This window comes from Prauserella endophytica (genome assembly GCF_005146945.1).
GTDB lineage: Bacteria > Actinomycetota > Actinomycetes > Mycobacteriales > Pseudonocardiaceae > Prauserella_A > Prauserella_A endophytica.
On sequence record NZ_SWMS01000005.1, the window covers coordinates 90,216 to 110,198 of the forward strand.

Consider the following 19,983-nt stretch of genomic DNA (forward strand, 5'->3'; position numbering starts at 1 on the left):
CATACTGATCAGTCGTGCGTGAACGTCACCGGATCGGCGCGGCGCTGGCGTGCGCCGCGCTCGTGGTCAGCGGTTGCAGTGTGTTCGGCGGGCCGGATCCCGGGGACACGGTCGGTGAGTTCCTCGAGGCGTTCGCGGGCGGGGACACCGCCGCGGCCGCCGGGCTGACCGACCGGCCGGAGGCCGCCAAGGCCGTGCTCGACCAGGCGCGTGGGGCGCTCGAACCGAAGTCGATCGGCACGTCCGTCGGCGAGGTCGCCGAGGAGGGCGAGGCCGGGGCGACCGTGGGCTACCGGCTCGAGTGGCAGCTCGGTGAGAAGCGGCGGTGGGCCTACGACGCGAGGGCGCGGCTGCACCAGGCCGACGGCGAGTGGAAGCTGCGGTGGGAGCCTGCGCTGGTGCATCCGGAGCTGGGCGTGCAGCAGGGGCTCGCGCTGCGGACCGAGACCCCGCCGCCGGCGCCGGTGCTCGACCGCGACGGCGCGCCGCTGCTGCAGGCCGACACCGTGATCGGCGTGGTCGTCGACGGCGAGGCGGCGGGGGAGCGGCTGGACGACGTCGCGGGCACGCTCGCGGACCAGCTCGGCAGGCTGGAGCCGAGCATCACCAAGCGGTCGATCCTCGACGGCGTCAGGGGCACCGAGCAGGGCAAGGGCTACCTCGTGGCGAGCCTGCGCTCGGCCGACTACCAGTCGGTCAAGCCGGCCATCTACGACCTGCCGGGCGTGCGTTTCACGAGCGACGAGCGGCTGCTCAGCGCTGAGCGCGGGCTCGGCAGCCAGGTGCTGCCCGCGATCCGGAGCGAGGTAGCCGACCGCGTCGCGGGCCGGGAGGGCTGGCGTGTGGTGACCACCGACCCGACGGGGGCGGAGATCGCGGAGCTGCACGCCGAGCAGGCGCGCCCGGCGGACGCCGTGCCGGCCACGCTCAGCCGTCGCGCACAGGAGGCCGCCGAGGACGCGCTGCGGGACGTCGCCAAGCCCGCGGCCATCGTGGCGTTGCAGGCCTCGACCGGCGAGCTGCTGGCGGTCGCCCAGAACGAGGCAGCCGACGAGCAGGGCGCGATCGCGCTGACCGGCCGGTACCCACCCGGCTCGACGTTCAAGATCGCCACCGCGGCGGCGGCCCTTTCCAATGGCAACGCCGGGCCGGGCACGTTGGTCGACTGCCCACCGACGACGACCATCGAGGGCAGGCGCATCCCCAACGACGACGAGTTCGGCCTCGGCAGGGTGCCCCTGCACACGGCGTTCGCCCGCTCGTGCAACACGACGTTCGCGCGCCTGGCCGTGGACCTGCCCGCGGACGCGCTCACCAAGGCGGCGCGCGACCTGGGCATCGGCGCCGACTTCGTGATCCCCGGCATCACCACGATCACCGGGTCCGTGCCGCCCGCGGAGGAGACCGTGCAGCGCGCGGAGAACGGCTTCGGGCAGGGCAAGACGCTCGCGAGCCCGTTCGGGCTGGCGGTGGCGGCGGGCACGGTCGCGGCGGGCAAGACGCCGGTGCCGAGCCTGCTGAAGGGCGAGCGGACCGAGGCGACCCAGCTCGGCGAGCCGATCGGCGAGGACGTGCTGTCGGCGCTACGGACGATGATGCGCGAGGTGGTGACCGACGGCACGGCCACCGCGCTGGCCGGCCTGCCCGGTGTGCACGGCAAGACGGGAACGGCGCAGTTCGGCGACGGCACCCGCTCGCACGGCTGGTTCGCCGGGTACCAGGGCGACGTCGCGTTCTCGGTGCTGACGGTCGACGCGGGCAGCTCCGCGCCCGCCGTCGAGGCCGCGCAGCGGTTCCTCGGTGGACTCCGATAAGTGCTACTATGTAGCACATGGAGACCATCGGGGTGCGCGAGCTGCGGCAGAGCGCGAGCGTGTACCTGCGGCGGGTGGCGGCGGGAGAGTCGTTCACCGTGACCGACCGGGGCAGGCCGGTCGCCGAGCTGCGGCCGACCTCGGGCGGTGGCGGCATCGACGAGCTGCTCGCCAGGGGCGACATCCTGCCGCCGGAGCGGCCGACCGGTGTGCTCGGCGGCGACCTGCCGGAGCCGCTGGATCTCGGCTTCTCCGGCTCGGACGAGCTGCGGCGGCTCCGGGACGAGGAACGCTGGTGATCTACTTAGACACGTCGGCGCTGGTCAAGCTCGTCGTGAAGGAGGACGAGACCCCCGAGCTGGTGTCGTGGCTGCGGGAGCACGGCGGCACGCGTAAAGGCAGCTCGATGCTCGCGAGGGTCGAGCTGCCCCGCGCCGTGCGCAGGGGCGGCGACGTTGCCTACCTGCGGGCACAGCTCGTGCTCGGCGATCTCCTGCAGCTGCCCATGACCGCCGCGGTGCTGGACGCCGCAGGCTCCCTGCCCGGGCCGCTGCGCTCACTGGACGCCATCCACCTCGCATCGGCGATGCGGGTCCGCGCCGAGCTCCAGCACCTGGTCGCCTACGACCAGCGGCTGCTGGAGACCGCGCGACTGGCCGGTCTCCCCATCGCGTCCCCCGGGGCGTCGTAGGCTGGGGACCATGCCCGTTCGTGCCCCGCTCCAGCCTGGCGTGCAGACGCCGGTCCGTTCCGTCCCCTCCGCCATCGCGCGCCCCGAGTACGTCGGCAAGCCCGCGCCGCAGCGTGACTCCGGCAACGGCGTGCGGACGCCCGAGGTCATCGAGGCCATGCGGGTGGCGAGCAGGATCGCCGCGCAGGCGCTGGAGGAGGGCGGCAAGGCCGTCAAGCCGGGCAACACCACCGACGACATCGACAAGGTCGTGCACGAGTTCCTGCTCGACCACGGCGCCTACCCGTCGACGCTGGGCTACCGCAACTTCCCCAAGTCGTGCTGCACCTCGCTCAACGAGGTCATCTGCCACGGCATCCCCGACTCGACCGTGATCGAGGACGGCGACATCTGCAACATCGACGTCACCGCGTACATCGGCGGCGTGCACGGCGACACCAACGCGACGTTCCTCGCCGGGGACGTCTCCGAGGAGGTGCGGTTACTCGTCGAGCGCACCCACGAGGCGACCATGCGCGCGATCAAGGCCGTGCGTCCCGGCAGGCAGCTGAACGTGATCGGCAGGGTGATCGAGTCCTACGCCAAGCGGTTCGGCTACGGCGTGGTCCGCGACTTCACCGGGCACGGCGTCGGGCCGGCCTTCCACACCGCGCCGACCGTGCTCCACTACGAGGAGCCGTCGGTCACCACGGTGATCGAGCAGAACATGACGTTCACGATCGAGCCGATGATCACCCTCGGCACCATCGACTACGACGTCTGGGACGACGACTGGACGGTCACCACCAAGGACAAGAAGTGGACCGCCCAGTTCGAGCACACGATCCTCGTCACCGAGAGCGGCGCCGAGATCCTCACACTGCCCTGAGGTAGCTCCGTCCCACACAACCCACCCCCGGGTTGTGGCCTGCGCACACATGGTTGACGGGGTGTTCTGCTCGTACCGTCAACTGCCATGACCAGCACCTCCCTGCACGGCAGGACCGCACTCGTCACCGGCGGCGCGAGCGGCATCGGGCGCGCCTGCGTGCAGGCGCTGAGCGAGGCCGGGGCGAAGGTGCACCTCGTCGACGCCGACGCCGACGGAGCCTCGGCGACAGCCGAGGAGACCGGTGCCGTCGCGCACGTGGCCGACCTCACCGACCCCGCCGCCGTCGCCGGGTTGCCCGCCGAGGTCGACGTGCTCGTGAACAACGCCGGCTTCCAGCACATCGCCGCCATCCCGGACTTCCCGCCCGAGAAGTTCTCCGCGATGCAGCAGCTGATGGTCACCACGCCGTTCCTGCTGATGCGGCACTGCCTGCCCGCGATGTACGAGCGCGGCTGGGGCAGGCTGATCAACATCTCCAGCGTCCACGGCGTGCGCGCGAGCCCGAACAAGGCCGCCTACGTCGCCGCCAAGCACGGCCTCGAAGGGCTCAGCAAGGTCGCCGCGCTGGAGGGCGCCGCGCACGGTGTGACCAGCAACTGCGTCGACCCCGGCTACGTGCGCACCGCCCTCGTCGAGGGCCAGGTCGCCGACCAGGCCCGCTCGCGCGGCATTCCCGAACGCGCCGTGGTGGACGAGGTCTTCCTCGGCCGCACGGCCGTCAAGCGCCTGATCGAGCCCGCCGAGGTCGCCGCCGTGGTGCTCTGGCTCTGCGGCGAGCAGGCCGGGTACCTCACCGGCGCGTCCATCCCGCTCGACGGCGGCTGGACCGCCAGCTAGCTCCCGATTTCCCGTTCGCACAACGAAGTGGTGATGCCCCATGCCCGAGGCCAAGTCCATCAAACGCGTCGTCGTCGCCAGCATGATCGGCACGACGATCGAGTGGTACGACTTCTTCCTGTTCGGCTCCGCGGCCGCGCTGGTGTTCAACACGCTGTTCTTCCCCGAAGCCGACCCGCTCACGGGCACCCTGCTGGCGTTCGGCACCTATGCGATCGGGTTCGTCGCCAGGCCGCTCGGCGGGCTCGTCTTCGGGCACTACGGCGACAAGCTCGGTCGCAAGAAGCTCCTCGTGCTGAGCCTGCTCATGATGGGCGGCGCGACGTTCGCGATGGGCCTGCTGCCCACCTATGCGAGCATCGGCATCGCCGCGCCACTGCTGCTGGTCCTGCTGCGCCTGGTCCAGGGGTTCGCGCTCGGCGGTGAATGGGGTGGCGCGGTGCTCATCGTGTCCGAGCACGGCGACGCCAGGCGGCGCGGTTTCTGGGCGTCGTGGCCACAGGCCGGCGCCCCGGGCGGCAACCTGCTCGCCACGGCCGTGCTCGCGGTGCTCGCGGCCGTGCAGAGCGACGCCGCGTTCGAGTCCTGGGGCTGGCGGATCCCGTTCCTGCTCTCCGGGCTGCTCGTGGTGATCGGGCTGTGGATCCGGCTGGCGGTGTCGGAGTCGCCGGTGTTCATGGAGGCCGTCAAGCAGGCCGACGAGGAGCCCGCGCCGGAGAAGGCCCCGATCGTCACCGTGATGCGGCACAGCTGGCGGCAGGTGCTGATCGCGATGGGCGCCCGGTTCGGCGAGAACGTCTCCTACTACGTCCTCACGGCGTTCGTGCTCGTGTACCTCACCAACCAGCTGGACCTGCCGAAGTCGACCGGCCTCAACGCCGTGCTGATCGGTTCGGCCATCCACTTCGCCACGATCCCGCTGTGGGGACTGCTGTCCGACGTCCTCGGGCGCAGGGCGGTGTACGCCTTCGGCGCCGTCGGCATGGGCGTGTGGGCGTTCGTGTTCTTCGCGATGCTCGACACGCGCTCGACGTTCGGGATCATCGCCGCGGTCACCATCGGGCTCGTGCTGCACGGTGCGATGTACGGCCCGCAGGCGGCGTTCTTCTCTGAGCTCTTCGGCACCAAGGTGCGCTACTCGGGCGCGTCGATCGGCTACCAGCTCGCGTCGATCGTGGCAGGCGGGCTCGCCCCGCTCATCGCCACGGCGCTGCTGGACAGCACCGGCGCGAGCCTGCTGATCTCGTGCTACCTCGCCGCCACCTGTGTGCTCACGCTCGTGGCCGTGTATCTGGCGAAGGAAACGCGTGGCACCTCGCTGCTGGACGCCGAGCAGCCGTCCTCGGTGACAGCATGAGTGCGTGACCGAAAGCGAACACCGCCTGCTGGAACTGCTGGCCGCGGGCGCGAGCAGCGACGAGCTGGCTCGCGTCCCCGCGGACGGCGCCGCGGTGCGCCTCGCGATGGACATCAGGCGCACGCTCGATGCCCGCAGCCGCAGAGAGGCCGAGCTCGCGGCGTTGTTCGACACGGCGAGCGACCTCGCGCGGCTGCGGGACCTCGACGCCGTGCTCCGCTCGATCGTCCGTAGGGCGCGGATGCTGCTACGAGTGGACGTCTCGTACCTGAGCCTCAACGACGAGGCCGAGGGCGGCACGTACATGCGGGTCACCGACGGTTCCGCGTCGGCGTTGTTCCAGCAGCTGCGGCTGGGCATGGGGGAGGGGCTTGGCGGACTCGTCGCGCAGACCGCCCGCCCGTACGCGACCGCGAACTACCCCGCCGACGACCGCTTCGAGCACACCGGGCCCATCGACCGCGCGGTGGGCGACGAGGGACTCGTGGCGATCCTCGGCGTACCGCTCTCGCTCGGCGAGCAGGTGATCGGAGTGCTGTACGCCTCGGACCGGCGCCCGCGAGAGTTCTCGCCGGACGAGGTGGCGCTGCTGTCGTCGTTCGCCGACCACGCGGCGATCGCGATCGACAACGCACGCGCGCTGGCCGAGCTGGCCAGCGCGAACGCGACGATCAAGGCCCACCACGAGGCGCTCGCCAGGGCACAGGAGGCGCACGACCGGCTCACGGAGCTGGTGCTCGGCGGCGCCGACGTGCGGCAGGTCGCCGAGGCCGTGGCCGCGGTGCTCGGCGGTGGGATCGTCGTGCACGACGCCGACGGCGCCGAGCTGGGCCGCTCGGGCGGCGGTCCGGCCACGCGCTCGCCGGAGGCGATCGCCGCCTCGCGTGCGGCGGGCAGGGCGGTGCCCGACGGCGACGTGTGGGTGTGCGCCGTGCTGGCGGGTCCCGAGCTCATGGGCAGCATCACGCTGAGCGGCAGGCCCGCGCTGTCGGACGCGGACCGGCGCCTGTTCGAACGCGCGAGTGTGGTGACGGCGCTGTTGTTGCTGCTGCGCCGTTCGGCGGCCGAGGCCGAGGACCGCGTGCGGGGCGAGCTGGTGGCCGACCTGCTGACGGCTCCGGGTCGCGATCCCGCGGCGCTGCTGGACCGGGGGCGCAGGCTCGGCGTCGACCTCGGCGCGCCGCACGTGGTGCTCGCGCTGCACGCCGGGGACGTCTCGCGGGCCCGGCTCGCCTCGGCGGCAGCTCGACGTGGCGTGCTCGCCGGGGTGCACGCGGAGCAGGTCGTGCTGCTCGCGGTCAGCGAGTCGCCGGGTGCCTTCGCGCGCACGGTCGCCACCGACCTGACCGCCGTGCTGGGCTCGCCGGTCACCGTCGGCGCCGCCGGGCCCGCGAGCGGCCCTGCCGAGCTCGCAGCCGCGCACGCGGAGGCGGCGAGGTGCCTGCGCGCGTTGCTCGTGCTGGGCAGGCATGGGCACGGTGCGGCGCCGGCCGAGCTGGGCTTCGTGGGGCTCGTGCTGGGCGACCGGGCGGACGTGCCCGAGTTCGTGCGGGCGACGCTCGGCCCCGTGCTCGACTACGACGAGGCCAAGGGCACCGAGCTGCTGCGCACGCTGCGGGCCTACTTCAGGTGCGGCGGCAACCTCTCGCGGGCCAAGGAGGAGCTGCACGTCCATGTCAACACGGTCGCGCAGCGGCTGGAGCGGATCTCCTCGCTGCTCGGCCCCGGCTGGCAGGAGCCGGACCGCGCACTGGAACTCCAGCTGGCCCTCAGACTGCGAGACCTCGCCGGCTGAGCCCGGAGGGCGACCCCGGATGCAGTGAAGGCCACCATGCCTGCGTTCAACGCAGTGAAGGTGGCCTTCACTGCATTGGCCACCACTGCATCGGCCACCACCCGCACGGGTCACCACTGCCTGTGGCGTTACTGCTCCAGGTCCTCGTCGCTGCGGGCGAGCAGCTCGGTGAGGAAGCCGCTGGCCTCGGCGACGGCGCGGTCGGGGTCCTTGGCTGCGATGGCCTCCAGGAGGCCGTGGTGGCCGATCGGCTCGGCGCTGGAGAGGTGGGTCTGCGAGGTCGCGGCGACGCTCGCGGTGACCACCTCGGTGAGGCCCCGGTACAGCTCGGTGAGCAACGCGTTGTGGCTTGCCTGCACGGTGAGCAGGTGGAACTCCGCGTCGGCGCGGACGAACTCCTCGAAGTGCTGGGCCTGCCAGGCCTGGTCACGCCTGGCGAGCGCGTCGGCGAGCTCGCGCAGCTCCTCGTCGGTTCGTTCCGTGGCGGCCAGCCGTGCGGCCTCGACCTCCAGCGGCCTGCGGACCTGCAGCACCTCGCGCAGCTCCGACCCGGCCAGCCTGCGGATGGCGCCGGAGACCTCGCTGGTGGCCCGGACGTAGGTGCCCGCGCCCTGGCGCACCTCCAGCAGCCCGCTGTGGGCGAGCGCCCGGACCGCCTCACGCACGGTGTTGCGCCCCACTCCGAGGCTGGCGACGAGCTCGGATTCGGTCGGTATGCGCTCGCCGAGCGGCCATTCGCCCTGGCGGATCGCCTCGCGGAGCTGATTGATCACCTGGTCGACCAGTCCGGAGCGTTGCGTGGTCGCGAGAGGCACCCGATCATCCCTTCAGCCGATCATCCTACCTTTTTGTTAGGGTAGCGGACATGGCAACCGACGGCGGAATGTTCGTGCACGACGACACGCGTGCCGATCAGCAGTCCGGTGTCCCGGCGCTCGCCGGTGGCGCGCTGCTGATGGTCGCCGTCGTGCTCGCGGCGCTCAACCTGCGGCCGTCGGTCACTTCCGCGGGGGCCGTGCTCGACGAGATGCGGGAGACGCTCGGCGCGTCGGCCACGTGGGCCGGTGCGCTCACCACCATGCCCGGCCTGTGCTTCGCACTCGCCGGGCTCGCGGCTCCTTACCTCGCCCGCCGGATCGGGCTCAACACGGCCGTCGCCGTCGCGCTCGGCGTGCTGACGGTCGGCCTCGTGCTGCGGGTGCTCAACGGACCCTGGGTCGTGCTCGGCGGCACGCTCGTCGCCAGCGCGGGCATCGCGCTCGCGAACGTGCTGATCCCGGTGGTGGTCAAGTCGTCGTTCGCCGCGCGGATCGGCCTCATGACGGGCATCTACACCGCCGCGCTGCAGGCGGGTGGCGCGCTCGGCTCCGCCGTGACGCCGCCACTCGGCGACGCCTTCGGCGGCTGGCGCGCCGGGCTCGGCAGCTGGGCGGTGCTGGCGGCCCTCGCGCTGGTGCTGTGGTTCGGGGCGACGCGAGGCAGGCCCGACGGCGTCGCGAACACCCCCGAGACGGCGGGCGGAGGGCGCTCGCTGCTGCGCAGCCCGCTCGCCTGGACCGTGACGCTGTTCTTCGGCAGCCAGGCGTGCTTCGCCTACATCATGATGGGCTGGCTGCCGCAGGTGCTGCTCGACGCGGGCGTGAGCCGCACCGCCGCCGGGCTGATGGTGGGCCTGGTGTCCCTGCTCGGCCTGCCGACGAGCCTGCTCGTGGCGCCGCTCGCGACGCGGCGCGGCGGGCAGAGCTGGTGGGTCGTCGGCCTCGGCGTGTTCGGCATCGCAGGCGTCTCGGGGCTGATGCTGGCGCCGTCCGCGGCACCGCTGCTGTGGTCGGTGCTGATCGGCATCGGCATGAGCGTCTTCACCCTCGCCATCGCGACGATCGCGCTGCGGGCCCGCACGAGCGCGGACACGGCGAAGCTGTCGGGCATGGCGCAGGGCCTCGGATACCTGCTCGCCGCGCTGGGGCCGTTCCTGTTCGGCCTGCTGCGCGACGTCACCGGCGGCTGGACCGTGCCGTGCGCGATGCTCCTGTGCGTCCTCGTCGGCCAGCTCGTCTTCGGCTACCTCGCCGGACGGCCCCGGTACGTCTAGTTCTCCAGTGGCAGGTTCAGCAGTGCGTTCTCGATCAGCTCCGGCATCGCGGGGTGGATCCAGTACTGCCCCCGCGCCATCGACCGGGCGTCGAGGCCGAAGCTCATCGCCTGGACGAGCGGCTGGATCAGCGTCGAAGCCTGCGGGCCGATGATGTGCGCCCCGATGAGCTGCCCGGTCGCCGGGTCGGCGAGCAGCTTCGCGAAGCTCGTGGTGTCCTCCATCGCCCAGCCGTAGGCGATGCCGGCGTAGTCCTGCGTCGCCGTCACGTACCGCACGCCCCGCGCGGCGGCGTCCTGCTCGGTGAGCCCCACCGACGCGATCTGCGGCGAGGTGAACACCGCGTGCGGCACGAACCGGTGGTCGGCCGCGATCGGCTCGTCCGGGTGCAGCAGGTTGTGCTGCACGACGCGCGCCTCGTGGTTGGCGACGTGCTTGAGCTCGTGCCAGGACGAGATGTCACCGAGCGCGTAGATGCCGTCGACCTTCGTGCGCTGGTACTCGTCCACCTCGACGTGCCCGGACGGCAGCGTGGTGACCCCGGTCCTCGCCACGTCGAGCACGTCGGAGTTCGGGTGCCGCCCTGTGGCCACCAACAGCAGGTCGCCCTCGACGGTCTCGGCGCCGCCGGGTCCCTCCAGGTCGAGCGCCACGCCTGCCGCGGTCCGGCGCACGCGTGTGGTCTTCCGGTTCAGCCGCACGTCGAAGCGCTGCGCGGCCAGCTCGGTGTAGCGCCTGCTTACGTCGTCGTCCTCCACCCGCAGCAGCGCGCCCGAGCGCGCCACGATCGTCACCTCCACGCCGAACGAGCCGAAGACGTGCGCGAACTCCGCGCCGATGAAGCCGCTGCCCAGGATCACGATGCGCGAGGGCAGCTCGTCGATCCGCATGATCGTGTCCGAGGTGTGGTAGCCGGACTCCGCCAGCCCTGGGATGTCGGGCGCGACGGCCCGCCCGCCCGCGGCCAGCACGAACGCGTCGGCGGTGAGGGTCTCCTGGCCGCCCGGCAGCGCGACCGCCAGCTCCTTGTGCCCGGTGAAGCGGGCCTCGCCCTCGTAGACGGTGACGTTGGCGTTGTCCTCGTGCTCGATCCGGTACTCGCGGCCACCCGCGGCGATCGGGTCGATCCGGCCGAAGATGCGGTCGCGGATCTCCGGCCAGCGCACCCGCTCCAGCCGCGCGTCGACGCCGAGCCTGGCGCCGGCGGCCGGGGTCGCGGCGACGTCGGCGGCGTGCACGAACATCTTGGTCGGGATGCAGCCCACGTTCAGGCACGTGCCCCCGAAGACACCCTTCTCGACAATGGCGACCTTCTTGTCGGCGAAGCGCTGGTCGAGGATCGAGTTCCCCGACCCGGTCCCGATGATCACCAGGTCGTAGTGCGGCACGGCGTTACCCTTCAGACGGTGGTGGGCCTGCGTTGAGCCCAACCCGATCAGTAGTGGAGTTGTTCCTCCGGAAGGTGTGTCCTTGGCCAAACGTCGCGTCCCGGTCGTCATCGTCGCCGGGTTCCTCGGCTCCGGAAAGACCACACTGCTCAACCACCTTCTCAGCAACACGCGCGGCGTGCGGATCGGGGTGGTCGTCAACGACTTCGGCAGCGTCAACGTCGACGCGCTGAGCGTGGCCGGGCAGGTCGACTCGATGCTCTCGCTGGAGAACGGCTGCCTGTGCTGCGCGGTCGACACCGCGGGCATGGACGCCATGCTCACCAAGCTGACCTCTGCCGACCTGGACCTCGTGGTGATCGAGGCCAGCGGGCTCGCCGAACCGCGCTCGCTCGTCCGGCTCGTGCTCGCCAGCACCGACCCGCTCGTCGAGTACGGCGGGCTCATCGAGCTGGTCGACGCCGCCGAGTTCGAGACCACGCGCGCCCGCCATCCCGAGCTCGACGAGCACGTGCGGCTGGCCGACCTCGTGGTGCTGAACAAGGTCGACCGGGTCGCCGATCCCGGCCGGCTCACCGCGCTCGTGCGCGAGCTGGCGGGCCCGACGCCCGTGCTGCCGACCGAGCATGGCCGGATCGACCCCGAGCTGCTGTTCGACCGCGTACGCGGGCCGGAGCCCGTCGCTCGGCAGCTGTCGTTCGAGGACCTGCGTGAGGAGGACGCTGACGCTCATGACCACTGCCACGAGCACGCCCACGCCGCCTACGACACGCTGACGGTGACGGCGGGCGCGCTGCACCCGCGCCGGTTCGCCGCGTTCCTCGAGGGACGCCCCGGCGGGCTCTACCGCATGAAGGGCACCGTCTACTTCGGCGTGCCGGGGCACCGGCAGCGGTTCACGCTGCACACCGTCGGCGCCTACACCCGCCTGGTGCGGTCCACGTGGGCCGCGGGTGAGCAACGGCGCACCGAGCTCGTGCTCATCGGCTCCGGCATCGACCCCCAAGCGCTGCGCGCGGCACTGAAGGCGTGCGAGGAACCCGCGCCGGACGAGGTCGACGAGCAGAGCATGCTGCCGGTCCTGCGTTACGTCGAGTCCTGACCGAGGTCGTGCCCGGCGATCCCGGCGCGCCCGAGCACGGCCCGGTAGGAGGGCTTCCCTCCGCCTTGTGAGGCACGCTGATTCGCGCTCGCACGGCAGCGGATCGTCACACCCGCCCAAGCCGCAGCCGCGGGAGGTCACCCGGCACCCCGCCGGTCATGAGCGCGCGCAGCGCGCCGGTGTCCACAGTGGTCTCGATGGCGTCGGCGAGCCCGTCCAGCATGGCCTCCCTGCGCGCCGCGAACCCGGGCGCCTCGGCGGGTTCCCACGCCACGCCCGCCTGCGCGGCGGCCTCGGCGAGCCACGCCCGGCGGAACCCGTCGTTCTCGAACACGCCGTGCCACATCGTCGCCCACACCGATCCGGAACGTAACCCGTCGAGGAACGGCTCGGCCGCACCGGGCTCCCGCTGTGCGACGCCGTGATGGATCTCGTAGCCGGTGACGTCGTGTCCCCGCCAGCTTCCGGAGGGCCGGGCGAGGCTCTTGTCCGCGCTGAAGCGGACCGTGAACGGCAGCAGGCCGAGTCCGTCGACCGTGCCCGCGCCGGACTCGACGTCGTCGTGGATGGTCCCGGCCAGCATCTGGTATCCGCCGCAGATGCCGAGCACCGGCCTGCCCGCCTTGGCGCGCGCCAGTACCGCGTCGGCGATCCCGCGCCGCCGCAACCAGTTCAGATCCTCCACAGTGGACCTCGTGCCGGGGAGCACGGCGATGTCGGCGGCGGCGATCACGTCGGGATCGGCCGTGACGGTCACCGCGACGCCCGGCTCGGCCGCGAGCGGGTCGAGATCGGTGGCGTTGGAGATCCTCGGGAAGCGCACGGCGGCGACCCGCAGCGTGGTGCCGGCGCCACGCCGGTGCCCGTCCCAGCGCGCGATGGCCAGCGCGTCCTCGGAGTCGAGCCACACGTCGGGCAGCCACGGCAGCACGCCCAGCACGGGGCGCCCGGTCAGCTCGCTCAGCGTGACGAGGCCCGGTTCCAGCAGCGCGGCGTCGCCCCGGAACTTGTTGACCAGGAACGCCGCCAGGTGCGCCTGGTCGGCCTCGTCGAGCAGCGCGACGGTGCCCGCCATCGCGGCCAGCATGCCGCCGCGGTCGATGTCGCCGACGAGCAGCACGGGCAGCCCGGCCGCGCGGGCGAGGCCCATGTTGACGTAGTCGCCCTCGCGCAGGTTGATCTCGGCGGGGCTGCCCGCGCCCTCACAGACCACGACGTCGTAGCGCTCGCGCAGCTCGGCGAGTGCGACGTAGGCGGCCTCGGCCAGCGCACGGCGGCCCTGAGCCCAGTCGCCCGCGACGAGATCGCCCCACGGCTTGCCGCGCAGCACGACGTGACTGCGCCGGTCGCTGCCGGGCTTGAGCAGCACCGGGTTCATCGCCGACTCGGGCTCCGCTCCGGCCGCGACCGCCTGCAGCCACTGCGCCCTGCCGATCTCCGAGCCGTCGGCGCAGACCATCGAGTTGTTCGACATGTTCTGCGCCTTGAACGGCGCCACGCGCACGCCCTGCCGCGCCAGCCACCGGCACACGCCGGCGGCGACCGTCGACTTGCCTGCGTCGGACGTCGTCCCAGCGATGAGCAGCCCACCTCGCACGCCGAAGACCGTAGTCCACCCGATCCGGTGACCCTGTGCCCGGCCGCGTCGCGCCTAGGGTGAACGGGAGTTTTTCGAAGGGGGAAACGCATGTCCAGGACTTTGCGCCGGGTGCTCGTCTCGGCCGTGGCCCTGCTGGCGGGAGCGGTGTTCGTCCCGGCGGCGGGCGCGCAGCAGACGAGCGGCACCCAGCCGTACATCGTCGGCGGGACCGACGCGTCGATCGCCGACCACCCGTACGCCGTCTACCTCGTCGACGAGCGTGAGAACCAGTTCTGCGGGGGCACGCTGGTGGCCGCCGACACGGTGATCACGGCGGCGCACTGCGCGGTCGCGGTGCGCAGCTCGGAACTGGGCGTGGTCGCGGGGCGGCAGGACAAACGCGGCGCCGACGGCATGAGGTTCGATGTCCGGCGCGTGTGGGTCGCTCCCGACTACGAGGACCCGACCACGGGCGACGACATCGCGGTGCTGACGCTCGCGGGCAGCGCGCCCTACCGGCCCGCGCGGGTGGCCGGACCGCAGGACGAGGCGCTGTACGCGCCGGGCACCATGGCCACCGTGCTGGGCTGGGGCAGGCTCTCCGAGGGCGGCGAAAAGTCCGACACCCTGCGAAGCGCGCGGGTGCCGGTGATGGACGACCTGTCCTGTGGGCAGTCCTACGGCACCTACGACCCGCAGACGATGTTGTGCGCCGGCTACCCGGAGGGCGGCGTGGACGCGTGCCAGGGCGACTCCGGCGGCCCGCTGGTCGTGGGAGACACGCTGATCGGCGTGGTGTCGTGGGGCGACGGCTGCGCGCAGGCGGGCAAGCCGGGCGTGTACACCCGGGTGTCCTCCTACGTCGAGGACGTTTCCGGCATCTGATAGTCATGCGGGGTGGCCGACTTTCACTCCCGCAAGGGCACTGACCTGACCGCCGCCGAACTGCACGACCTGCTCCGGCTCCGCGTCGACGTGTTCGTCGTGGAGCAGGAGTGCCCGTATCCCGAGATCGACGGCGAGGACCTGCTGGCCGGCACCCACCACATCTGGGAGCAGGGTGACGGCGGCGTCACCGGCTGTCTGCGGGTGCTCGAGCAGCCCGGCGGGGTCTTGCGCATCGGACGCGTGTGCACGGCGGCCTCCGCGCGGGGCACCGGCCTCGGCGGGCGGCTCATGGCCGCGGCGCTGGAGTACGCGGGCGACGCCGAGTGCGTGCTCGACGCGCAGACGTACGCGCAGGGCTTCTACGCGCGTTTCGGCTTCGCGCCGGAGGGCGAGGAGTTCGACGAGGACGGCATCCCGCACATCCGGATGCGCAGGCCGGCCTCCCAATGAGTTTCGCCCGTCGCCGTGGTCACAACAGCGAGGACCACGACGACGAGGAGCGATCATGACCAGCACCGAGCCGGTGACCGAGCTCGACCCCCGCTTCAGTGACCCCACCGCCACGGCGACCTCCTGGGCGCGGGCGCGCGACGGCCTGGCCGCCGCACCGCTGTACTGGCTGTCCACGGTCCGCCCCGACGGGCGCCCGCACACGACGCCGCTGATCGCGGTGTGGCTGGAGGGCGCGCTGCACTTCTGCACGGGCGCCGACGAGCGCAAGAACCGCAACCTCGAAGGCAACCCGCACTGCACGCTGACCACGGGCAGCAACGAGCTCGACGCCGGCCTTGACCTCGTGGTCGAGGGCGACGCCGTGCGCGTGCGCGACGAGGGACGGCTGCGCCGGATCGCGGAGGCGTACGTGGCGAAGTACGGCGAGGACTGGCGGTTCTCCGTGCGCGACAACGCCTTCCACCACGGCGACGGTGGAACGGCGCTGGTGTACGAGGTGACGCCAAGGACGGCGTTCGGCTTCGCCAAGGGCACCTACGGCCAGACGCGCTGGCGCTTCTAGCCCTCACGCAGAGCCCTTCGCTCCTGGAGCCGGCCGCAGTGAAGGCCACCCTGCCTGCGCCCGCCCGTCTCCCACCACCACCCAACCGGAGGCACTCCGCGCCGCTGCGTTTGATTCCACGCAGTGAGGGTGGCCCTCACTGCGTTCAACGCAAGCGGTTCCGTCGGCTCTAGCCCCGGGCGCCGCGCGGCGCGACCTCGGTGATCACCTTCACCGCACGCTCGACATCGGACTCCGCGAGCGCGGCGTGCGCGGTGAGCCGCAGCCGCGAGACGCCGTCGGGCACCGACGGCGGCCGGAAGCAGCCGACCCGGATGCCGTGCTCGGCGCACGAGGCCGCCCACGTGACGGCCGCGTCCGGGCTCGGCGCGTGCACCGACACCACCGCGCCGTAGGGCGTGCTCACGCGGAAACCCGCCTCGCGCAAGCCGTTCGCGAGCCCCTGTGCGGCGGTGAGGACCTTGCCCGGCAGATCGGGCTCCTCCTTGAGCACGCCGAGTGCCGCGAGCGCCGCCGCCGCGCTGCCCGGCGCGAGGCCCGTGTCGAAGATGAAGCTGCGTGCCGTGTCCACCAGGTGCTTGATGACCCGGCGCGGCCCGAGCACGGCGCCGCCCTGAGCGCCGAGCGCCTTGGACAGCGTGATGGTGGTGACCACGTCCGGCGCGCCGGAAAGGCCGGCCTCATGCACCGCCCCGCGGCCGCCTTCACCGAGCACGCCGAAGCCGTGGGCGTCGTCCACGAGCAACGCGGCTCCGTGAGCGCGGCACGTCTCGGACAGCTCCGGCAGGGGCGCGAGGTCTCCGTCCACGGAGAACACCGAGTCGGTGACCACGAGCGCCCTGCGCTTGCGCCGGGTCGCCAGCGCGTGCGCGATCGCGGCGGGGTCGCCGTGGGCCACGGCGGCGACGTCGGCGCGGCCGAGCCGGCAGCCCTCGATCAGCGAGGCGTGGATGTACTTGTCGGTCACGATCGCCGATTCGGCGCCCGACAGCGCCGTGACCGCGCCGAGGTTGGCCGTGAACCCGGACGAGAACACCAGCGCCGCCTGGGCGCCGCAGAACCTGGCCAGCTCGTGCTCCAGCTCGGCGTGCAGCTCGGTCGACCCGGTGACCAGGCGGGAGCCGGTGGAGCCCGCGCCCCAGCGCAGCGACGCCGCCGCGGCGGCGCCCGCGACCCGCTTGTCCCTGGCCAGCCCCAGGTAGTCGTTCCCCGCGAGGTCGAGTTCGTCGGAGGAAGGCCCGCGTGGCCGGAGCCGCCTGGTGAGGCCTGCTTCGGCGCGCCTGGCGGCCTCGGCGTCGAGCCAGTCGAAGACCTGGTCTGGCTGGGTGGCGGGGAAAGCTGGACCGGGTGCGTTCACGCCTGGCAGTCTCGCACCGGGCAGGAAAGGAGTGGGGAGCGAGGGTGACCGAAGACGCACAGCTGGCACCAATGCCGGAGGACTGGGAGCGCGCACTGGCCGTGGTGGCGCATCCCGACGACCTGGAGTACGGCAGCTCGGGCGCGATCGCGCGGTGGACCGACGAAGGCCGCTCGGTGGCCTATGTGCTGGCCACGCGGGGCGAGGCGGGCATCGACGGGATCACGCCGGAGGAGGCGGGCCCGCTACGGGAGCGCGAGCAGATCGCGAGCGCGCGCGTGGTGGGCGTGGAGACGGTGGAGTTCCTCGACCATGCCGACGGCGTGATCGAGTACGGGCTGCCGCTGCGCCGCGACATCGCCGCCGCGATCCGCAGGCACCGCCCCGAACTGGTGGTGATGACCAACCACCACGAGACGTGGCCGGGCGGGCCGTGGCTCAACATGGCCGACCACCGCAACGTCGGGCTCGCGACCCTCGACGCGGTGCGCGACGCCGCCAACCGCTGGGTGTTCCGTGATCTGCTCGACGAGGGCCTGGAGCCGTGGTCGGGGGTGCGCTGGGTCGCCGTCGCGGCGTCCCCGAAGGCGACGCACGCCGTGGACATCACGGCCACGATGGACCGCGCGGTGGACTCACTGAAGGCCCACCGCGCCTACCTCGACGGCCTCTCCGGGCCGATGGCCGACACCGGGTTCCTGCGCGAGGCCGCCGCCGAGACGGGCAAACGCTTCGGCGGCGTCCTGGCCTGCGCCTTCGAGCTCATCCCAATGCAGTAACGCCAACTTCCCCCAAGGCCACCTTTGCTGCGCTCAACGCAACAAAGGTGGCCTTGGGGGAAGGTTCGCCGAGTGCCTCAGTAACTGTGGGTAGCCGCAGTGAAGGCCACCTTCACTGCGTTGAACGCAGGCATGGTGGCCTTCACTGCAGAGGGGTCAGGCGTGGGTGTGGGTGGGGCGGCGGTTGCCGCGCTGGGGGCGGCCGCCCTTGTTCGCGGGCTCGCGACGGCCGCCGAAGGCGGGCCTGCCGCGGCCGGGGGCGCCACGACGGCCACCCTGATGACGCGGCGCGCGGTGCTGCTCCACCACCGGGACCCCGCTCGGCGTGCGGGCGCCCGTGATGCGCGCCAGCTCCTCGTCACCGGGGCGCACGTTCGCCGACTCCGGCTTCACCCCGGCGCGATCGGTCATCCGGCGCACCGTGCGCCGCTGGTCGCGGGTCACGAGCGTCACGACCGTGCCCGACGCGCCCGCGCGCGCCGTGCGGCCCGCGCGGTGCAGGTAGTCCTTGTGGTCCGCGGCCGGGTCGACGTGCACCACGAGGCTCACGTCGTCGACGTGGATGCCGCGCGCCGCGACGTCGGTCGCCACCAGCACGTGGGTGCGGCCGTCCTTGAAGTCGGCCAGCACGCGGTTGCGCTGGCCCTGGGTCTTGCCTCCGTGCAGCGCGCCCGCGTGGACGCCGCTCGCGCGCAGCCGCGTGGTCAGACGGTCGACGTGGTGCTTGGTGCGCACGAACATGATCGTGCGGCCCTCACGGGCGCCGATCTCGGTGATCACGGCCTGCTTCTCCTCGTGGGAGACCTGCAGGAGGTAGTGGTCCATGGTGGTCACGCTCGCCGTCACCGGAGCCACCGAGTGCGTCACCGGGTTGGTGAGGTAGCGCTTGACCAGCCGTTCGACGTCGCCGTCCAGCGTCGCAGAGAACAGCAGGCGCTGGCCGTCCGTCGGGGTCAGGTCGAGGATCTCCCTCACCTGCGGCAGGAAGCCCATGTCGGCCATCTGGTCGGCCTCGTCGAGCGCCACGTACTGGACGGCGTCGAGCCGGCAGGTGCCCTGGCGGACGTGGTCGGAGAGCCTGCCGGGCGTTGCGATGAGCAGGTCCACGCCGCGCGCGAGCGCGTCGGACTGGCGGGTGAAGGCCATGCCGCCGACGGCCGTGCGGCACCACAGGCCGAGCGACTTGGCCAGCGGGATGAGCGCGTCGGAGACCTGCATCGCCAGCTCACGGGTGGGGACGAGCACGAGCGCACGGGGCTGCTTCGGCTGGGCCTTGCCGCCGTGCAGGCGGGACAGCAGCGCCAGGCCGAACGCGAGGGTCTTGCCGGAGCCTGTCTGCGCGCGGCCGAGCACGTCCCGGCCTGCCAGCGCGTCGGGCAGGGTCGCCGCCTGGATCGGGAACGCCTCCGCCATGCCCGCCTGCTGCAGAGCACGCAGCAGCGGGGCCGGAAGGTTCAGGTCGGCGAACGAAGTGTTTGTCACGCAATGCCTCTCGGACGTGGTACGTCGCAAGGAGGCCCGGTTGCCCGCACAGGGGCAGGTCGCGATGGTGGTGCGATGGGCGTTCACAGGGACGGACCCGGCGCACGATGCTACTGGGCACCACGCGCCAACTGATGGGTGGAGCACCGCGCTGAGCTACTCGGCTTGGCGGTGCCTCACCACTCTACCCCAAGGCGCTCCGGTGCTTCGGCGCAGCCTCGCGACCGGCTCGTGCTCCGCGATTTCGGCGGTGGCCGGACCCCTTGCGGCGAAACACATCGCCATGTTACGTACGTCACGTTCGAGGAACGCCGCGCCGCGCGGGTTGCTCACCACGTTCGGCACCTGTCGCAGGTCGATGAGCGGCAGCCGTCCATCGTGGACGAGCACGTTGTACGGCGAGAGGTCACTCGGGGCGCAGATCTCGCGGCCAGCGGCTCCAGTGCCACGGCGAGCCGGGAAGCGGCCGTTCTCGCCGGAATCGCCGAGGAACTCCAGGAGCAGCTCCGTGCCCGCGAGCTGTACCGGCAGGGGTGCGGGGTGCGCACCGACTGTCCACAAGCGACTCCGCGTGACGGTCTCGGCCGCGGCACCACTGCTCCGCGATGAGGGTTCGGCCGAACGCGCTGCGCTTTGCGCATGGCGCGCGCGTCCCGCGATCCCCGCCGCCGGCCGGGTCGGTCTCTGCAGGTCTACTCGCGGGGCTGGACGGGCCGGTGCGCTCGTCCTCGGCGAGCCGTCCGCCGCGAGCGTGAGCGGGCTCGTCGTCGAAGCGTGGTCTACGCCGCTTGCTGCGGACGGGCCGGTCGTGGAACCGGTCGAAAACGGAAGAACCGTGCGATCGCACCCGTGGAACTCCTCGGGGAAGCCGCCAGGACCGGCGATCAGCGCGGCGGAGCGAAGGGGCGGGCGATGAGAACGGCCCCTGACCTCCCT

Annotated in this window: 19 protein-coding genes; 13 read left to right on the top strand and 6 right to left on the bottom strand. The window is 72.4% G+C overall.

Annotated features, from left to right (window positions below; translation table 11 throughout):
- Nucleotides 1-14: 14 nt before the first annotated feature.
- From FCN18_RS11450 to FCN18_RS11480, 7 genes are all read left to right on the top strand, one after another.
- Entirely contained in the window at nt 15-1,814 is a 1,800-nt protein-coding gene (locus tag FCN18_RS11450; RefSeq protein WP_112272016.1) for a penicillin-binding transpeptidase domain-containing protein, read from the top strand.
- 17 nt (nt 1,815-1,831) lie between these two features.
- A complete protein-coding gene (locus FCN18_RS11455) occupies nt 1,832-2,113 on the top strand; it encodes a type II toxin-antitoxin system Phd/YefM family antitoxin (RefSeq protein ID WP_112272017.1) in 282 nt (93 codons plus the stop codon).
- Nucleotides 2,110-2,505: a type II toxin-antitoxin system VapC family toxin gene (locus tag FCN18_RS11460; RefSeq protein WP_112272018.1), complete on the top strand. Its 396-nt coding sequence runs from the start codon at nt 2,110-2,112 to the stop codon at nt 2,503-2,505. The genes FCN18_RS11455 and FCN18_RS11460 overlap by 4 nt, the downstream gene beginning before the upstream one ends.
- A 10-nt stretch (nt 2,506-2,515) precedes the next feature.
- The gene (gene map, locus FCN18_RS11465) at nt 2,516-3,373 is read left to right on the top strand and encodes a type I methionyl aminopeptidase (protein WP_112272019.1); all 858 of its coding nucleotides are present in this window, start codon (nt 2,516-2,518) and stop codon (nt 3,371-3,373) included.
- 87 nt (nt 3,374-3,460) lie between these two features.
- A complete protein-coding gene (locus FCN18_RS11470; RefSeq protein ID WP_112272020.1) occupies nt 3,461-4,213 on the top strand; it encodes a 3-hydroxybutyrate dehydrogenase in 753 nt (250 codons plus the stop codon).
- A gap of 40 nt (nt 4,214-4,253) precedes the next feature.
- On the top strand, nt 4,254-5,570 hold the full coding sequence (locus tag FCN18_RS11475) for an MFS transporter (protein WP_137094881.1): 1,317 nt from the start codon (nt 4,254-4,256) through the stop codon (nt 5,568-5,570).
- A 4-nt stretch (nt 5,571-5,574) separates the two neighbouring features.
- Nucleotides 5,575-7,365: a helix-turn-helix domain-containing protein gene (locus FCN18_RS11480; protein WP_113642397.1), complete on the top strand. Its 1,791-nt coding sequence runs from the start codon at nt 5,575-5,577 to the stop codon at nt 7,363-7,365.
- A 128-nt stretch (nt 7,366-7,493) separates the two neighbouring features.
- On the opposite strand, the gene FCN18_RS11485 is transcribed toward FCN18_RS11480, so the two are convergent.
- Nucleotides 7,494-8,180 carry a FadR/GntR family transcriptional regulator gene (locus FCN18_RS11485; protein ID WP_112272024.1) on the bottom strand — a complete coding sequence of 229 codons (687 nt, stop codon included), beginning with the start codon at nt 8,178-8,180 and terminating at the stop codon, nt 7,494-7,496.
- 68 nt (nt 8,181-8,248) lie between these two features.
- On the opposite strand from FCN18_RS11485, the gene FCN18_RS11490 reads away from it, so the two are divergent.
- Complete coding sequence (locus FCN18_RS11490) at nt 8,249-9,457, top strand: CynX/NimT family MFS transporter (protein WP_407675772.1); 1,209 nt, start codon at nt 8,249-8,251, stop codon at nt 9,455-9,457.
- Here FCN18_RS11490 and FCN18_RS11495 read toward each other — a convergent pair.
- Nucleotides 9,454-10,845, bottom strand: coding sequence for a mycothione reductase (locus tag FCN18_RS11495; RefSeq protein ID WP_137094886.1), 1,392 nt, complete (start codon nt 10,843-10,845; stop codon nt 9,454-9,456). The two genes, FCN18_RS11490 and FCN18_RS11495, sit on opposite strands and share 4 nt — an antisense overlap.
- Before the next feature lie 82 nt (nt 10,846-10,927).
- On the opposite strand from FCN18_RS11495, the gene FCN18_RS11500 reads away from it, so the two are divergent.
- Nucleotides 10,928-11,947: a CobW family GTP-binding protein gene (locus FCN18_RS11500; protein ID WP_113642403.1), complete on the top strand. Its 1,020-nt coding sequence runs from the start codon at nt 10,928-10,930 to the stop codon at nt 11,945-11,947.
- A gap of 106 nt (nt 11,948-12,053) precedes the next feature.
- Here the strand turns inward: FCN18_RS11500 and FCN18_RS11505 are convergent, their stop codons facing one another.
- Nucleotides 12,054-13,544 (bottom strand): cobyric acid synthase, encoded by a 1,491-nt coding sequence (locus FCN18_RS11505; RefSeq protein WP_137094888.1) that lies wholly within the window; start codon nt 13,542-13,544, stop codon nt 12,054-12,056.
- 90 nt (nt 13,545-13,634) lie between these two features.
- Between FCN18_RS11505 and FCN18_RS11510 the strand changes: the two genes are divergently transcribed.
- From FCN18_RS11510 to FCN18_RS11520, 3 genes are read left to right on the top strand one after another with little or no spacing between them, the layout of a single operon-like run.
- Complete coding sequence (locus FCN18_RS11510) at nt 13,635-14,411, top strand: S1 family peptidase (protein WP_112272034.1); 777 nt, start codon at nt 13,635-13,637, stop codon at nt 14,409-14,411.
- A gap of 12 nt (nt 14,412-14,423) precedes the next feature.
- Nucleotides 14,424-14,864 carry a GNAT family N-acetyltransferase gene (locus tag FCN18_RS11515; protein ID WP_137094890.1) on the top strand — a complete coding sequence of 147 codons (441 nt, stop codon included), beginning with the start codon at nt 14,424-14,426 and terminating at the stop codon, nt 14,862-14,864.
- A 55-nt stretch (nt 14,865-14,919) separates the two neighbouring features.
- Nucleotides 14,920-15,429, top strand: a complete 510-nt coding sequence (locus FCN18_RS11520; protein ID WP_112274914.1) for a pyridoxamine 5'-phosphate oxidase family protein — start codon at nt 14,920-14,922, stop codon at nt 15,427-15,429.
- A gap of 169 nt (nt 15,430-15,598) precedes the next feature.
- Here FCN18_RS11520 and FCN18_RS11525 read toward each other — a convergent pair whose 3' ends face one another.
- On the bottom strand, nt 15,599-16,786 hold the full coding sequence (locus FCN18_RS11525; RefSeq protein WP_112274916.1) for an 8-amino-7-oxononanoate synthase: 1,188 nt from the start codon (nt 16,784-16,786) through the stop codon (nt 15,599-15,601).
- Nucleotides 16,787-16,857: 71 nt separating this feature from the next.
- Here FCN18_RS11525 and FCN18_RS11530 point away from each other — a divergent pair, with 71 nt between their 5' ends.
- The gene (locus FCN18_RS11530; protein ID WP_407675773.1) at nt 16,858-17,565 is read left to right on the top strand and encodes a PIG-L deacetylase family protein; all 708 of its coding nucleotides are present in this window, start codon (nt 16,858-16,860) and stop codon (nt 17,563-17,565) included.
- A gap of 156 nt (nt 17,566-17,721) precedes the next feature.
- Here FCN18_RS11530 and FCN18_RS11535 read toward each other — a convergent pair whose 3' ends face one another.
- Both FCN18_RS11535 and FCN18_RS11540 read right to left on the bottom strand, forming a co-directional pair.
- Nucleotides 17,722-19,047: a DEAD/DEAH box helicase gene (locus FCN18_RS11535; RefSeq protein ID WP_228713878.1), complete on the bottom strand. Its 1,326-nt coding sequence runs from the start codon at nt 19,045-19,047 to the stop codon at nt 17,722-17,724.
- Between the two features lie 156 nt (nt 19,048-19,203).
- Nucleotides 19,204-19,608, bottom strand: a complete 405-nt coding sequence (locus FCN18_RS11540) for an RIO1 family regulatory kinase/ATPase domain-containing protein (protein WP_228713880.1) — start codon at nt 19,606-19,608, stop codon at nt 19,204-19,206.
- Between the last annotated feature and the right edge of the window lie 375 nt (nt 19,609-19,983).

Coding starts and splice junctions, on each gene's coding strand:
- FCN18_RS11470 (WP_112272020.1), top strand. CDS start 3,461: ATGACCAGCACCTCCCTGCACGGCAGGACCGCACTCGTCACCGGCGGC.
- FCN18_RS11530 (WP_407675773.1), top strand. CDS start 16,858: ATGCCGGAGGACTGGGAGCGCGCACTGGCCGTGGTGGCGCATCCCGAC.
- FCN18_RS11510 (WP_112272034.1), top strand. CDS start 13,635: ATGTCCAGGACTTTGCGCCGGGTGCTCGTCTCGGCCGTGGCCCTGCTG.
- FCN18_RS11520 (WP_112274914.1), top strand. CDS start 14,920: ATGACCAGCACCGAGCCGGTGACCGAGCTCGACCCCCGCTTCAGTGAC.
- FCN18_RS11490 (WP_407675772.1), top strand. CDS start 8,249: ATGTTCGTGCACGACGACACGCGTGCCGATCAGCAGTCCGGTGTCCCG.
- map (WP_112272019.1), top strand. CDS start 2,516: ATGCCCGTTCGTGCCCCGCTCCAGCCTGGCGTGCAGACGCCGGTCCGT.
- FCN18_RS11455 (WP_112272017.1), top strand. CDS start 1,832: ATGGAGACCATCGGGGTGCGCGAGCTGCGGCAGAGCGCGAGCGTGTAC.
- FCN18_RS11475 (WP_137094881.1), top strand. CDS start 4,254: ATGCCCGAGGCCAAGTCCATCAAACGCGTCGTCGTCGCCAGCATGATC.